The sequence below is a fragment of the Streptomyces fildesensis genome, assembly GCF_016107395.1.
Classification (GTDB): Bacteria; Actinomycetota; Actinomycetes; order Streptomycetales; family Streptomycetaceae; genus Actinacidiphila; species Actinacidiphila fildesensis.
This window is the reverse complement of sequence record NZ_JAAIKO010000004.1, coordinates 286521-300954: the sequence shown is the minus strand read 5'-3', so window position 1 is coordinate 300954 and position 14434 is coordinate 286521. Positions and strand designations below refer to the sequence as shown.

Genomic DNA, 14434 nt, shown 5'->3' with positions numbered 1-14434 from the left:
GCGATGCGCGGTTGATTGGTTGGCCGACCACATAACTCCTGGGGAGACCCTCATGCCCAATGCCTTCGACCCCATCGACCTCGCCGGTACCCGGCTTCCCAACCGCATAGCGATGGCCCCGATGACCCGCAGCCGGGCTACGGTCCCGGTGCCACCCCGACCCCGGCGATGGCCGAGTACTACGCCCAGCGCGCCTCGGCCGGGCTGATCATCACCGAGGGGATCCAGCCCAGCGCCGTCGGCCAGGGCTACCCCGACACCCCCGGGCTGCACAGCGCGGAGCAGATCGCCGCCTGGCGGACGGTGACCGACGCCGTGCACGCTGCGGGCGGCCGGATCTTCGCCCAGCTGATGCACGCCGGCCGGATCGGCCACCCCGACCTGCTGCCGGACGGGCTCGTCCCGGTCAGCGCCTCTCCGGTGGCCGCCGAGGGCCGGGTGTACACCCATGAGGGGCCGAAGGAGTTCATCGCGCCGCGTGAGCTGGACGACGCGGAGATCCGGCGGACCATCGCCGACTTCGCGACCGCCGCCCGCAACGCGGTCGAGGCCGGTTTCGACGGGGTCGAGATCCACGGCGCCAACGGCTACCTGGTCCACCAGTTCCTGGCCCCCAACACCAACCGCCGCACCGACGAGTGGGGCGGCGACGGCGAGGACCGCATCCGGTTCGCCGTCGAGGTGACCCGCGCGGTGGCCGGTGCGATCGGCGCCGACCGGACCGGTCTGCGGATCTCCCCGGGAAACCCGTACAACGACATCGCCGAGCCCGAGCCGGAGGCCGTCTACAGCGCGCTGGTGCGCGCGCTGGAACCGCTCGGCCTGGCCTATCTGCACCTGGTCGAGGGCGGCGACCGCGGGCTGACGCTGCGGCTGCGCAAGCAGTACGCCGGGACCCTCGTTCTCAACGTCTGGTCCGAGCGGCGCCCCACCGGTCCCGACGCGCTCGCCCTCATCGAGGACGGCACCGCGGACCTGGTGTCCTACGGTGCCCTGTTCCTCGCCAACCCGGACCTGCCGCGCCGCCTCGCGGCCGGCGGCCCGTACAACACCCCCGACTCCGCCACGTTCTTCGGCGGGGACGAGCGCGGCTTCACCGACTATCCCGCGCTGGTCTGAACGGAGCGGGCGGAGCCGAACGGTTCCGAGCGGAATGGTTCGCAGCGGAACGGTTCGCAGCGAGGCGGTCGGAGCGCGGGGCCGGGGGCGGGAGGAGCCGGGATGCGGTCCCGGCTCCGTCCGGCCCTACGCCTTGTCGCGCCGCAGCCCCAGCAGCGCCCCGGCCACCGCGACGACGGTCAGCGCCGCCGCGGTCACCGCGAAGGCATGGGCCGCCGGGTGCGGCCCCGCGACGTCGAGGCGGTTCAGGAACAGGGTGCCGAGGGTGGCCACGCCCACCAGCATGCCGAGCTGGGTGACGGTGGCCAGCAGCCCGCTGGCGTCGGCCGCGTCCTGCGGGGCCACCTTCCCCAGCGCGCGGGTGAGGGTCGGGCTGAACGCCGATCCCAGCCCCGTGCCGATCCCCGCCAGTCCGGCGAAGAGCGCGAACCCGCCGTGCCCGCCGCCGCGCAGCGCCAGGCCGAGCACGGCGAAGGAGAGCGCCCCGACGGCGAAGCCGGCCGGGGCCAGCCACCGGTGCCAGCTCTGCGGCAGACGGCGCCAGTTGAGGCCGACTCCACCGAAGAACACCGCCGCGACGGCGAAGGTGAGGCCGGTGCGCAGCGCGCTGTCCCCCAGCCCGGTCTGCAGATGCAGGGCGATGCTGAACAGGAAGCCCGCGTTGACCGCCATCGCCAGGCCGATCATCGTCGCCGCCCGCGCCATCCCCGGCGCCCGCAGCACCCGCCCGGACACCAGCGGGGCGCCGCCACGGCGCGCCAGCCGCGACTCCAGCACCGTGAACAGCCCGAACAGCACCACGCTCAGACCCAGGCAGATCCAGCCCCACACCGGCCAGCCCTCCTCCTGCCCGAGCACCAGCGGCACGGTGAACAGCGTCACCGCGGCAGCCAGCGTCACCAGTCCCGGCAGGTCGAGTCCGCGCCGCCGTTCCGGGGCGCTGCGGACGTCGGCCGGGATCACCCGCGGCGCGACGACCAGCATGACCAGCCCGATCGGTACGTTCACCAGGAACACCGGCCGCCAGCCGGTGCCGAACAGGTCCGCGCTGACGAGCACCCCGCCGAGCGACTGGCCGATCGCCGCGCCCGAGGCGATCACCGCCGAGTAGACGCTGAGCGCCTTCGACCGCGCCTCGCCGCTGAACGTCAGCTGGATCAGGCTGAGCACCTGCGGAATCATCAGGGCCGAGCCCGCGCCCTGGACGAACCGGAAGCCGATCAGCTGACCCGTGGACTGCGCGAGGCCGCAGGCCAGCGACGAGGCCGTGAAGAGGGCCAGTCCTGACAGGAAGACCCGCCGGTGGCCGAGCAGATCGCCGATCCGGGCGCCGGTGATCAGCAGCACGGCGTACGCGATGGTGTAGCCGGCCACGATGAGCTGCAGCCCGGCGCCCGAGGCGTGCAGATCGGTACGGATGGTGGGCGCGGCGACGTTCACGATGAAGACGTCGAGCAGGGCCATGAACTGGCCCGTCAGGATGATGCCGAGCAGCAGGCCGGTGCGCGGGCGCCGGTCGGCGCCGGGGGTGGTCTCCTTGTCGGTGACGGGGAACGGGAGCACGGAATTCGTCATGTCCGCCAGCCTGCGCGCGGCGCACTACTGGTAACGAGAGCCCTGTGATGCTGGTACCGGCAGCACCTGGCAAGCGTGCCCGGGCCGATGGAGGATGGGGAGATGCCCCAACGCCGCACCGCCCTGGCCGCCTTTCTCCGCAGCCGCCGCGCCCGCATCACCCCCGCGGACGTCGGCATGCCGCCGGGGCTGCGGCGCCGTACCCCCGGTCTGCGGCGCGAGGAGGTCGCGCAGCTCGCAGGGGTCGGGGTCACCTGGTACACGTGGCTGGAACAGGGCCGCCCGATCAACGCCAGTGTGCAGGTGCTGGACGCGGTCGGCCGGGTGCTCCAGCTCGACGTGACCGAGCGCGAGCACCTCTACCGGCTGGCCGGGGTGCCGTTCGTCCGCCAGGACGTCTCCGACGCGGAGGTGGTGGGCGAGGAGGTGCAGGGCATCCTCGACGCCTTGGACCCGCTGCCCGCCGTGGTCTACAGCGCGCGCTACGACGTACAGGCCTCCAACGCCGCCTACCGCGACATCTGGCCGGCGACCACGTTCGTCCCGCGCGCGGAACGCAATGTGCTGCTGAAGCTGTTCACCATCCCGGACTGCTGCTCGTCGATGGTGAACAGCGACGAGGAACTGCCCCGCATGGTCGGTCAGCTGCGCGCCGCGTACGGCCGGCATGTCGGGGAGCCGGTCTGGGAGACGTTCATCGCGCGCCTGATCCACGAGAGCCCGGAGTTCGCGCAGATGTGGGCACGCGGTGACGTCGCCTCGCCGGGACCGCGGCTCAAGGTGTTCCGGCACGCGTCGGTCGGGCTGATCAACCTGACCTCGGTGTCGCTGGCCATCGACGGCATGGCCGAGCACCGGATCGTCGTCTACACCCCGGCCGACGACGAGAGCCGCGCGCAGATCGAGCGGCTGCGCGTCATGGCCGAGCCGATGATCGGCTGCCCCGTGCACCGGCGGAAGGTCTCGGAGATCGTGGCGGAACGAGAAGCGGAGCGAGCGGCGGAACGGGTGGCCGAGCGGGTGCCCGACCGGGTGGCGGAGCCGGTGGAGTCCCGCCTCCCGTGAGGGGGCGGGACACCCGCACACCGGCGGGCGCGGCCGGCGGCCACCCGGGGATCAGTACCCGGCGGTGAAGCGGGTCCTGTGGTGGCGGGGCCGCTCGGCCTCGTCCAGCAGCGCCACCGCCAGGTCCTCCATGGATATCGCCGAGTCGCCCTTGGCATCGACCAGCAGTTCATCGGTGCCCAGCCGGTAGCGGCCCGTGCGCACTCCCGGCTCCAGCAGCGCGGACGGGCTCAAGTAGGCCCAGTCCACCGCGGTTTCCGCGCGGCAGACGGCGAGCTGCTCGTTGCACGCCAGCGCGATCGGGCGCCACGAGGCGGGGAAGCCGGGTCCGTCGACGACGGTGACGCCCCCGGTGCCGGGCACGGTCAGGCTACCCGCGCCGCCGACGACCAGCAGCCGGACGCCGGTCCCGGTGAGCCCGGCCAGCAACCCCCGGGTGGCCGTGACGAGTTCGCCCTCGCTGCCGGGGGCGGGACGGGTCGCTCCGATCACCACGTCCTGGCCTGCGCTCAGTTCGGCCACGTCGTCGGCGTTCGCGGCGTTGCCCGCCCGTGCGTCGGCGGCGGACGGCAGCTCGGGGAAGCGGGCCGGATCGCGCACGACGGCGGTGACCTGATGGCCCCGCGCCAGCGCCTCGGCCACCACCCGGCGCCCTACGTTGCCCGCTGCTCCGAAGACGGTGATGCGCATCAATCTCAGCTCCTGCTCGATGAGTTGTCGATGGGGACGGACGAGGGGTTCCGGACGTCGCCGGCTTCGGGGGCGCCGCCCATAGCGGTGCCGGCGCTCCGGAACCGCGGCGGTCCGCCGGGGCCCGGCCGGTGCGCGGCGTTCCGCGTCTGGGCCACGACGAGGGCGGCCAGGACGATCAGCCCGCCCAGGATCTGGGCCGCGGTGAGCTCCTGGTCCAGGACGAGCCAGCCGAGCACCGTGGCGACCACGGGACTGAGCAGACCGAGGAACGTCACGCTGGTGGGCGACAGGTCGCGGATCCCCCGGAACCACAGGGCGTAGGCGAATGCCGCGCCGATGATCGAGAGATAGCCGTAGCCGGCCAGGTTCTCGGCTGTCAGGTTCGCCGGGGGCGGGCCTTCGACGAGGAGGGCGACCGGCAGCAGCAGCAGGCCGCCCGCGACGAGCTGCCAGCCGGTGGTGGCGAGCAGCGGTGCGGGTGACGTCCACCGCTTGCTGAGCACCACTCCGGTGGCCATCACGACGGCGCCGCCGACAGCGGCCGCGACACCGATCGCGTCGAGCCGCGCGTCGGCCCGCAGCACGAGCAGGCTGACGCCGGCCACGCCCGCTATGCCGGCCAGGACGGTGCGCGGGGACAGCCGCTCGCCGAGCAGACCGGAGGACAGGCCCGCGACCAGCAGGGGCTGGAGCGCGCCGAGGGTCGCGGCGACCCCGCCCGGCAGCCGGTAGGCGGCGATGAACAGCAGCGCGAGGAACGCCCCGATGTTGAGGGAGCCGAGCACCAGGGCACGCCACCACCACGACCCCTGCGGCAGCCGCCGGGTGAGGGCGACGAGCACGAGGCCCGCGGGAAGCGCGCGCAGCAGCGCGGCCAGCAGCGGCCGGTCGGGCGGTAGCAGCTCGGTGGTGACGAGGTAGGTGGTGCCCCAGATCGCGGGCGCCAGCGCGGTCACGACGATGATCCGGACTCGATTACTTAGCACTAAGGCAATGTATCTCATCGCTAAGACATTGGTACAGTACTCAGGTGGCAGATCATGTGGACCGCGTGCTGGAGCAGTGGGGAACGCAGCGCCCCGACCTCGACGTCTCGCCGATGGCGGTGATCGGCCGGCTGAAACGGCTCTCGCGGGTGATCGACGCCGAACTCCGCCGTACGTTCGCCGCGCACGGACTCGACGCCGCGTCGTTCGACGTCCTCGCCACGCTGCGCCGCAGCGGCCCCGAGAACCGGCTGACACCGGCCGAGCTGATGCTGGCGGCCATGGTCACCTCAGGAGCCGTCACCCAGCGGCTGGACCGCCTCCAGGACCGCGGCCTGGTGACGCGCACCCCCAGCCCGTCGGACCGCCGTGTGGTGCATGTCGCTCTCACCCGTGACGGCCGCGATCTCATCGACGAGGTGCTGCCCGACCACCTCGCCACCGAGAACCGGCTGCTCGCCGCGCTGACCGAACCCGAGCGGGCGGCCCTCGCCAACGCCCTGCGGCATCTCTCCGAGTCCCTCGGCGACACCATCGACTGACCCGCGCCCGGCCAGAGCCGGACCCACACGCGGCTGACCTGCGGAAACGCAAAGATCCCGCCCGATCGCAGTGATCGGACGGGATCCTTATCGTGGAGCTACGGAGAATTGAACTCCGGACCTCTTGCATGCCATGCAAGCGCTCTACCAACTGAGCTACAGCCCCGCCGTTTCCAGCGGCTCGCGCTGGGAACGAGAAGAAGCTTAACCGGTCTCCGGGGCAGATGCGAAATCCGCCCGGTGATCCACCGGCGAGTGGATCAGTTGTCGTCGCCGAGCACCGGTTCGGGCAGCGTGCCCGCGTTGTGCTCCAGCAGCCGCCAACCGCGCGCTCCCTCGCCCAGCACCGACCAGCAGCAGTTCGACAGACCCCCGAGGGCCTCCCAGTTGCCCGCTTCCAGCCCCAGCAGCCGGCCGATCGTGGTGCGGATCGTGCCGCCGTGGCTGACCACCACGAGAGTGCCGCCGTCGGCCAGCTTGTCGGCCTCGCCCAGCACCACGGGCGCCGCCCGGTCCGCGACCTCGGTCTCCAGCTCACCGCCGCCGCGCCGTACCGGCTCGCCGCGCTTCCAGGCGGCGTACTGCTCGCCGTGCCGCCCCACGATCTCCGTGTGGGTCAGACCCTGCCAGTCCCCCGCGTACGTCTCGCGCAGCCCCTCGTAGTGGGTCACACCGAGGCCGGTCACGGCGGCCAGCTCGGCGGCCGTCGCGGAGGCGCGCTGCAGGTCGGACGCGATGATCGCGGCCGGTTCGAGAGCGCCGAGCAGCCTGGCGGCGCGCCGGGCCTGGGCGATACCGTCCGCGGTCAGCGGGATGTCGGTACTGCCCTGGAAGCGCTGCTCCAGGTTCCACTCGGTCTGGCCGTGCCGCCAAAGAACGATCCGGCGGCCGCGGCCCGTCGTGTGCCCGTTCAGCTCAGGTCTCCATCCGCTTCGGCCGCGTACAGCTTCGCGTGCTCCTCGGCCTTGCCGCGGGTGGCGACGGCGTCGGCGGGCAGCTCGATCTCGGGGCAGTCCTTCCAGAGCCGCTCGAGGGCGTAGAAAACGCGCTCCTCGGAGTGCTGCACGTGGACCACGATGTCGATGTAGTCGAGCAGCACCCAGCGGCCGTCGCGCTCGCCCTCGCGGCGCACCGGCTTGGTGCCCAGCTCCTTGAGGAGCGCCTCTTCGATGCCGTCGACGATGCCCTTGACCTGCCGGTCGTTCGGGGCGGAGGCCACCAGGAACGCGTCGGTGATGGAGAGGACGTCGCTGACGTCATAGGCGATGATGTCGTGCGCGAGCTTGTCGGCGGCGGCCTGCGCGGCGGCCTTGATGAGCTCGATGGAGTGGTCAGTGGCGGTCACAGGTGAGGCTTTCGGGTCGAGGGCGTGTCTCTCCAGGGTCTCACGCCCCACGGACAGCCCCCGACCCGTTATCCATCAGGCCTGGTCAGGCCCCCTGAGCGGATTCCCGGCCGGTCCCGGGCCGCCGCTCAGGGGGGTGTCAGCCCTTGTAGTCCTTGCCGAGGACGACCGTGATGTCCGCATTCGCGGCGACCGTTCCCTTCTTCACCGCGCCCGCCGGCAGCCCCAGGGTCTTGGCCACATCGGCGGCCGCCGCCTTGCGGGCGTCGTCGGCGTAGAGCACCTCGGAGGCCGGCTGCGACGACGGGGCCGTACCGCCCGCCACGTAGGTGTACACGCCGCCGTTCAGGATCGCGGCCTGGGCCAGGCCCGCCGCCTTCTTGTCGCCGGAGGCGTCCTTGATCAGCACCCTGGCCTGCGCCGAGGCCCCGGCGTTCTTCACGGTGCCGCCCAGCACGTCCTTCACGACGCTCTCGGTGGCCTGCGCGCTCAGCGTCCCGTTCGGCTGCACCGGCAGCAGCGCGGTGCTGTAGGTCCCCGTCTTCGCCTGCTCCGCGAGCTGCGCCAGCGAGGCGCCGAGCGCGTTGACGGGCAGCGACGGGTCCGGGATCGAGTTCAGCGCCTCGACGGTCTTCGTCGCCGAGGCGGAGTCGCTCGGCATCTTCGCCAGGACGGCCTGCATGACCTGGCCGAAGCGGATGAGCTGCTTGGCCTGTGCCTCGCCGGGCCCGCGGTGGGTGGCGTACGCGACGGCCCCCTGGCCGTTCAGCTCCTGCGCCTTGCCCTGGGTGACCAGGACCTTGCCCGCGTCCTTCTGCGTCCCGTTCACCGCGGTGTCGGTGTCCAGGGTGATGCCGCCGAGGGACTCGACGAGGATCTCCAGATACGGGGTGTCCAGCCGCCAGCTGCCCTTGATGTCGGACCCGAGGAGCGTGTTCAGCCCCTGCCGGGTCGGCTCCTGGCCCTGGTCGATCTGCTTGCCGAGGGTGGTCGAACCGCCGTCGTCGGTACTGAGGGCGAGCGTGTTCGGCAGCAGCACCGTGGTGCCCTTGCCGGTGGTCTGGTTGCTGACCAGCAGCGCCGTGGAGGACTCCGAGCCGTCCACCGGCCGCAGGTTCACCACGATCACATCGCGCTTCTGGCCGCCCGCGCCGGCCGCCGCCGTGTTCTTGCCCGAGCCGCCGAGGCCGGGGATCCGGCCGGTCTTCCAGAGGTAGCCGGTGCCACCGACCAGCGCCACCACGACCAGCAGCACCAGGGCGATCTTGCGCTTGCGGCCACGCCGCTTGGTCTCGGCACGGCGTTCGGTGCGGGACTCCGAGAACTTCAGCCAGTCGATGACCTCTTCCGACTCCTCGTCGTCCTCGTCGACGAAGGCGAACTGCTCGGTGCGGTAGTCCTGTCCGGCCTGCTGCCGCGGCGGTACGGCGTCGGGCCCGGGGACCTGCGCGGGCACCGGGGCGGCCGGCGGGGCGGCGGCCGGGGCGGGCGCCGCGTAGTACGGCTGAGCGGGCGGCGCGCCGTACTGCGGCTGCTGCTGGTACTGCGGGTCCTGGTACGGCGGCTGCTGCAAGGGCTGCGGCTGCGCGTACTGGGGGTCCGGATACGGCTGCTGCTGCGGGATCCAGCCCTGCTGCTGCCCCGCGTACGTCTGCGCCGGGTCCGCGTAGTACGGGTCGGCGTACCCCGGCTGCTGCTGCGGCGGCTGCTGTTGCCGGGGCTGCTGCTCCGGCTGCTGTGCATACGGGTCGTATCCGTACTGCTGCTGGTAGTAAGGGTCCTGGGGCGCGGGCGGGTCCTGCGGGGCGTTCGGGTCCTGACCGTTCTCAGGACCTCCCTCGGCGTATTGCCAACGGGGGTTTGCGTCGTTCACGAGGACCCCTTCACTGCGATGCGTCCGCTACCCGTCGTCCCGGTAGAGCCTGCGTTTGTCGATGTAGCGCACCACCCCGTCCGGCACCAAGTACCAGACCGGATCGCCCTTGGCCACTCTCTGGCGGCAGTCCGTCGACGAGATCGCCAGCGCGGGAACCTCGACCAGCGAGACCCCGCCCTCCGGGAAGCCCGGATCCGCCAGGGTATGCCCAGGACGCGTCACCCCGATGAAATGCGCGAGGGAGAAGAGCTCCTCGGCGTTCCGCCAGGAGAAGATCTGGTTGAGCGCGTCCGCGCCGGTGATGAAGAAGAGGTCCGCGTCCGCGTGCTCGTCGCGCAGATCCCGCAGGGTGTCGATGGTGTACGTCTTGCCGCCGCGGTCGATGTCACTGCGGCTCACCGAGAACTGCGGGTTGGAGGCGGTGGCGATCACCGTCATCAGATACCGGTCCTCGGGTGGCGAGACCGGTTTGTCGGCCTTCTGCCACGGCCGGCCGGTCGGCACGAAGACGACCTCGTCGAGCTGGAACAGACTCGCCACCTCGCTGGCGGCGACCAGGTGACCGTGGTGGACGGGGTCGAACGTTCCGCCCATCACGCCGATCCGCTTCTTCACGTTCCCAGGCATCGCGGAGACTAGTCCCGGTTGAAGCGGGTCGTGATCCACAGCAGGAGGAGCAGCGCGAACAGCGCGCCACCGCCCGTGAGATACGGGCTGAGGCTCTCGTGGTTCCCCCCACCCGACTCCTCGGCGAGGGTGGTCAGTGCGGCAGCTGCGTATGACGTCATGGTCGGCAGGACCTTTGCGGTTTCGAGGGTGGACGGGAAGACTCACGCACATCGTACGGGCGGGCCCTGTGGAACTTAGCGCAGGCTCCGCGCGTCCAGAGTATGTACCGGTTGGCTATCTGGGGGTTGGGTCACTATGTCCGTGCCGAACGATCCGAGCGACTCCACGGAGTCCAGTGGCGGTGCCGCGAAGGTGCCCAGCCGCACGCGCAAGCGCTTCCCGGGGATCTCCTCCAGGGCGTACGAGCATCCCGCCGACCGGTCCGCGCTGGTCGCGCTCCGCAAGCTGACCGGTTTCGACACCGCTTTCAAGGCGCTCAGCGGACTGCTCCCCGAGCGCTCGCTGAGACTGCTGTTCCTCTCGGACTCCGTCCGGGTGAGCGACCAGCAGTTCGCGCACCTGAACGTCATGCTGCTCGACGCCTGCTACATCCTGGACCTGGAGAAGGTCCCGTCGATGTACGTCACGCAGGACCCGCAGCCGAACGCGATGTGCATCGGCATGGACTCGCCGATCATCGTGGTCACCACCGGCCTCGTCGAGCTGCTCGACGAGGAGGAGATGCGGGCGGTCGTGGGCCACGAGGTGGGCCATGCGCTCTCCGGCCACTCGGTCTACCGCACCATCCTGCTGTTCCTGACGAATCTGGCCGTGCGGGTCGCGTGGATCCCGCTGGGCAACCTGGCGATCCTGGCGATCGTCACGGCGCTGCGCGAGTGGTTCCGCAAGTCCGAGCTGTCGGCCGACCGGGCCGGGCTGCTGGTCGGGCAGGACCTGCAGGCGTCGATGCGCGGGCTGATGAAGATCGCCGGCGGCAACCACCTGCACGAGATGAACGTGGACGCGTTCCTGAAGCAGGCCGACGAGTACGAGGCCGCCGGCGACCTGCGCGACTCCGTCCTGAAGATCATGAACGTGCTGCCGCGCACCCACCCCTTCACCACGGTGCGCGCCGCCGAGCTGAAGAAGTGGGCGGCGAGCCGCGACTACCAGCGGCTGATGGACGGGCACTACCCGCGCAGGAGCGAGGACAAGGACACCTCGGTCTACGACACCTTCAAGGAGTCGGCGAACCACTACGCGGAGAACGTCAAGACCAGCAAGGACCCGCTGATGGGCCTGATCCGCGACATATCGACGGGCGCGGGCGACATCGGCGGCAAGCTCAGGAACAAGTTCACCGGTCCGGGCGGCACGCAGACCAGCACCCAGGAGCGGCCGGCGGACGAGACGCAGGAAGGCCCCGGGGACAGCCCGGAGAACGGTCCCCGCGCGGAGTGACACCGATTCCCGGGCACCGGCTCCAGGCACCGGCTCCGGGCACCGCCTCCGGGCCGTAACGCCCTCGGGCGCGGCCTAGGGAGCTGCTGAGGACGTGGTGGAGGGCGCCGCCGGGGTACCGGTGGCGCCGTTCGCCAGCCCCGCGCAGACGGATACTGCCGGACGGTCGCGGTCGTACGGATCGGCGGTGGTCGGGCCCTGCGGCGACTGGCCGGCGAGCAGCGGCCGGAAGTAGTCGGCGGCCGGGGCCGTGCAGGACAGCGGTCCGGCGGCGACATCGGCCTGCACCACTTCCATGTGGTGGTCGCGCAGGTCGTCCCGGTCGAAGCGGAACCGCATCTCGCGCCGCACGGTGAACAGCGAGGTGGTGCCCTGCGCCGCCCCGGAACCGGTGACGCCCTGCACCGCGTACACGAAGGTGTGGTCGGCGACGACCTCCAGCCGGTCGTCACCGACCTGGGCCACCGCGATGGTGCCGTTCACCCGTACCTTCTGGTCGGCCAGCCGCACCTTGGCCGGGTCCAGCCGCACCAGCCAGCCGGTCGCCGCGTGCTGCCCGTCGTCGCCCGGGGCGCTCAGGCTGCGGTCGAACTGGTCGACCTGGCCGGGATCGATCAGATCCCGGACGGCGCGCACACCGCCGCCCGTAACCGCTTCCGGGTCGAGCGACGAGGCCACCAGGTACTCCTTGGTGGTGCTGAGCGCCTGCATCACCTGACTCTCGGTGAAGTCCCCGACACGGCGCGCGGTCGGCAGCGGAAGCCCTTCGGCACCGGCCCGGTAGTGCGCGGCCGGATCGTTCGCGTACAGCGACTTCGTGTCCACGGCCGGTACCGGGCCCGGCGGCACCAGCGGTATCAGCGTGATCCGCAGCGGCTCCACCGCATCCGGCCCCGAACTGCTGTACGGATGACGTATGCCCAGGTAGATCGCGGTGCCGAAGGCGACGGCGATGAGTACGACCAGGATCAGGGCCTGGCGCGGGGCGCCGGCGACGGGCCACATATGGCGGACGCGCACCGCCCGCGAGGTCCCGTCCAGCCGCTCACGGGCCGAGTACTCCTGGATACGGGCAGCTCGAACGAACGATTCGTCGAAGACGACGGATCGGTACTCGTCCTCACCACCTCCCGGGACTCCCTCAGGGGCGCCCTCAGGAGGGTCTCCAGGACCGGCCATACCACAAGGTTAAGTCTCCGGAGGCACATATAAACGCCGTGATACGCGACAACTTCTGACAGCAGCTCAGGGAAGCGGGGTCGCGGCGACCGGCGGCAGGGTCTGGCTGCCGACCCGGCCGCTCGACGGAGGCGCAGGTACGGCGGGCTGGCGGCCGCCCCCGGCACCCCGGTACACGGCCGCGAAGGTCAGCGCCACCACGCCGATTCCCATCAGCACGGCGAGCAGCCAGGCGAGTGAACGGTGCCAGCGGACACTGCCGCCGCGGTACGGGCGGCCTTCGGCCATACGGACGTGCTGCAGATACAGGTCGTCGGATTCGCCGGTGTCGTACCGGACGGGATCGGCCGGCGCGGACCCGCCGCCGGAAACGCTTTCGGCCTCGGCACGGGCCCGCGCGGCGGCGAGCATGCGCTGGCGCGCGGTGGGCTCGTGCACGGGCGCGGACCGTACGAAGTCCTCGTCGAAGACCAGGGATGCGAACTCGTCATCATCCGGCATCGCACCAGGGTAGTCCGGCCAACGGCGCTTTGGGCAGGGAGCGGATGAAATACACTGCCCCCCCGCCCAGTTGGCCCTGTGGACGGACCGCCCCGCTACCGGATGTGGCCGTCGCCGGTCACGATGTACTTGGTCGACGTCAGCTCCGGCAGCCCCATCGGGCCGCGGGCGTGCAGTTTCTGGGTGGAAATGCCGATCTCCGCACCGAACCCGAACTCACCGCCGTCCGTGAACCGCGTCGACGCGTTGACGACGACCGCGGCCGCGTCCACCAACTGGGTGAACCGGCGGGCCGCGGGCTGCGAGGTGGTGACGATCGCCTCGGTGTGGCCGGACGACCAGAGCCGGATGTGGTGGACGGCCGCGTCCAGCGAGTCGACGACTCCCGCCGCGATGTCGTAGCTCAGGTACTCGGTCTCCCAGTCCTCCATGGTCGCCGGCACCACGGTGGCCTTGGAGCCGGTCCGCTCGGCCAGCGCCAGCACCCGCTCGTCACCGTGCACGGTCACCCCGGCCTCGGCCAGCGCCGCCAGCGCCAGCGGCAGGAACGCCTCGGCGATGTCCTGGTGCACCAGCAGGGTCTCCGCGGAGTTGCAGACGCTGGGACGCTGCGCCTTGGAGTTGATGAGCACCTCCACCGCCATCGGGAGGTCGGCCTGCGCGTCCACGTAGACGTGGCAGTTGCCGGTACCGGTCTCGATGACCGGCACCGTCGACTGTTCGACGACCGTCCTGATCAGCGACGCTCCGCCGCGCGGGATGAGGACGTCGACCATGCCGCGGGCCCGCATCAGCTCCTTGACGGACTCCCGGCTCTCGCCCGGCACCAGCTGCACCGCGTCGGCCGGCAGCCCGGCACCGCCGACGGCGTCCCGCAGCACCTTCACCAGTGCCTCGTTGGAGGCGTACGCGGAGGACGAACCGCGCAGCAGCACCGCGTTCCCGGACTTCAGGCACAGGGCGGCCGCATCCACGGTCACGTTCGGCCGGGCCTCGTAGATGATGCCGACCACGCCGAGCGGCACCCGCACCTGGCGCAGATCGAGCCCGTTCGGCAGCGTCGAGCCGCGGACGACCTCGCCGACCGGGTCCGGCAGGCCCGCCACGTCGCGGACGTCGGCGGCGATGGCCGCGACCCGCTCGCGGGTCAGCGTCAGCCGGTCGATGACCGTGTCGCTGCTCCCCGCCGCCCGGGCCCGCGCCACGTCGCGCGCGTTCGCCTCGACGATCTCCTTCGTCCGCACCACCAGCGCGTCGGCGATGGCGAGCAGCGCGTCGTCCTTCACCGAGCGCGGCAGCGGCGCGAGGTCGGCCGCGGCGGCCCTGGCCCGGTAGGCGGCCCGCAGCACGGCGGACTCGGGCAGGGGGGAGGGCAGGGAGGGGGCGTCATGACTACTGCTCATGTCAGGCAGCCTACGGCGCCTCCCGGGGACGGCGGGACGGGATTCCGGCCGTTGAGACGGCCCGCCGCCCCGGCCTGCCG

14 protein-coding genes, 1 tRNA gene and 1 pseudogene are annotated in these 14434 nt (G+C 71.6%); 4 read left to right on the top strand and 12 right to left on the bottom strand.

The window, feature by feature from the left end; translation table 11 throughout:
- Nucleotides 1-52: 52 nt before the first annotated feature.
- Nucleotides 53-1119, top strand: a pseudogene (locus C6N31_RS09275) (alkene reductase).
- Nucleotides 1120-1245: 126 nt separating this feature from the next.
- On the opposite strand, the gene C6N31_RS09270 reads toward C6N31_RS09275, so the two are convergent.
- A complete protein-coding gene (locus tag C6N31_RS09270; protein WP_187144877.1) occupies nucleotides 1246-2694 on the bottom strand; it encodes an MFS transporter in 1449 nt (482 codons plus the stop codon).
- A gap of 102 nt (nucleotides 2695-2796) precedes the next feature.
- Between C6N31_RS09270 and C6N31_RS09265 the strand changes: the two genes are divergently transcribed.
- Nucleotides 2797-3759, top strand: a complete 963-nt coding sequence (locus tag C6N31_RS09265; protein WP_306664960.1) for a helix-turn-helix transcriptional regulator — start codon at nucleotides 2797-2799, stop codon at nucleotides 3757-3759.
- A 51-nt stretch (nucleotides 3760-3810) separates the two neighbouring features.
- Here the strand turns inward: C6N31_RS09265 and C6N31_RS09260 are convergent, their stop codons facing one another.
- Together C6N31_RS09260 and C6N31_RS09255 are read right to left on the bottom strand one after the other, a co-directional pair.
- Nucleotides 3811-4449 (bottom strand): NAD(P)-dependent oxidoreductase, encoded by a 639-nt coding sequence (locus C6N31_RS09260; protein WP_198357368.1) that lies wholly within the window; start codon nucleotides 4447-4449, stop codon nucleotides 3811-3813.
- Between the two features lie 5 nt (nucleotides 4450-4454).
- A complete protein-coding gene (locus C6N31_RS09255; protein ID WP_244809166.1) occupies nucleotides 4455-5438 on the bottom strand; it encodes an EamA family transporter in 984 nt (327 codons plus the stop codon).
- 44 nt (nucleotides 5439-5482) lie between these two features.
- Here C6N31_RS09255 and C6N31_RS09250 point away from each other — a divergent pair, with 44 nt between their 5' ends.
- The gene (locus C6N31_RS09250) at nucleotides 5483-5980 is read left to right on the top strand and encodes a MarR family winged helix-turn-helix transcriptional regulator (RefSeq protein ID WP_138353144.1); all 498 of its coding nucleotides are present in this window, start codon (nucleotides 5483-5485) and stop codon (nucleotides 5978-5980) included.
- A 93-nt stretch (nucleotides 5981-6073) separates the two neighbouring features.
- Here C6N31_RS09250 and C6N31_RS09245 read toward each other — a convergent pair.
- From C6N31_RS09245 to C6N31_RS09220, 6 genes are all read right to left on the bottom strand, one after another.
- Nucleotides 6074-6146: transfer RNA gene (locus C6N31_RS09245), tRNA-Ala, on the bottom strand.
- 94 nt (nucleotides 6147-6240) lie between these two features.
- Nucleotides 6241-6894: a histidine phosphatase family protein gene (locus C6N31_RS09240; protein ID WP_232485017.1), complete on the bottom strand. Its 654-nt coding sequence runs from the start codon at nucleotides 6892-6894 to the stop codon at nucleotides 6241-6243.
- Complete coding sequence (gene rsfS / locus C6N31_RS09235; protein WP_198357367.1) at nucleotides 6891-7325, bottom strand: ribosome silencing factor; 435 nt, start codon at nucleotides 7323-7325, stop codon at nucleotides 6891-6893. Before rsfS ends, C6N31_RS09240 begins: the two co-directional genes overlap by 4 nt.
- Nucleotides 7326-7464: 139 nt before the next feature.
- On the bottom strand, nucleotides 7465-9198 hold the full coding sequence (locus C6N31_RS09230) for an LCP family protein (RefSeq protein ID WP_198357366.1): 1734 nt from the start codon (nucleotides 9196-9198) through the stop codon (nucleotides 7465-7467).
- A gap of 27 nt (nucleotides 9199-9225) precedes the next feature.
- Nucleotides 9226-9828: a nicotinate-nucleotide adenylyltransferase gene (gene nadD / locus C6N31_RS09225; protein WP_138353140.1), complete on the bottom strand. Its 603-nt coding sequence runs from the start codon at nucleotides 9826-9828 to the stop codon at nucleotides 9226-9228.
- 8 nt (nucleotides 9829-9836) lie between these two features.
- On the bottom strand, nucleotides 9837-9989 hold the full coding sequence (locus C6N31_RS09220) for a hypothetical protein (protein ID WP_187144878.1): 153 nt from the start codon (nucleotides 9987-9989) through the stop codon (nucleotides 9837-9839).
- A 136-nt stretch (nucleotides 9990-10125) separates the two neighbouring features.
- On the opposite strand from C6N31_RS09220, the gene C6N31_RS09215 reads away from it, so the two are divergent.
- On the top strand, nucleotides 10126-11271 hold the full coding sequence (locus C6N31_RS09215) for a M48 family metallopeptidase (protein ID WP_198357365.1): 1146 nt from the start codon (nucleotides 10126-10128) through the stop codon (nucleotides 11269-11271).
- Between the two features lie 75 nt (nucleotides 11272-11346).
- Here the strand turns inward: C6N31_RS09215 and C6N31_RS09210 are convergent, their stop codons facing one another.
- From C6N31_RS09210 to C6N31_RS09200, 3 genes are all read right to left on the bottom strand, one after another.
- Entirely contained in the window at nucleotides 11347-12450 is a 1104-nt protein-coding gene (locus tag C6N31_RS09210; protein ID WP_138353138.1) for an SCO2583 family membrane protein, read from the bottom strand.
- A 66-nt stretch (nucleotides 12451-12516) separates the two neighbouring features.
- Entirely contained in the window at nucleotides 12517-12951 is a 435-nt protein-coding gene (locus C6N31_RS09205) for an SCO2583/SCO2584 N-terminal domain-containing protein (protein WP_138353137.1), read from the bottom strand.
- Between the two features lie 95 nt (nucleotides 12952-13046).
- Nucleotides 13047-14354, bottom strand: coding sequence for a glutamate-5-semialdehyde dehydrogenase (locus C6N31_RS09200; RefSeq protein WP_138353136.1), 1308 nt, complete (start codon nucleotides 14352-14354; stop codon nucleotides 13047-13049).
- Nucleotides 14355-14434: the final 80 nt, after the last annotated feature.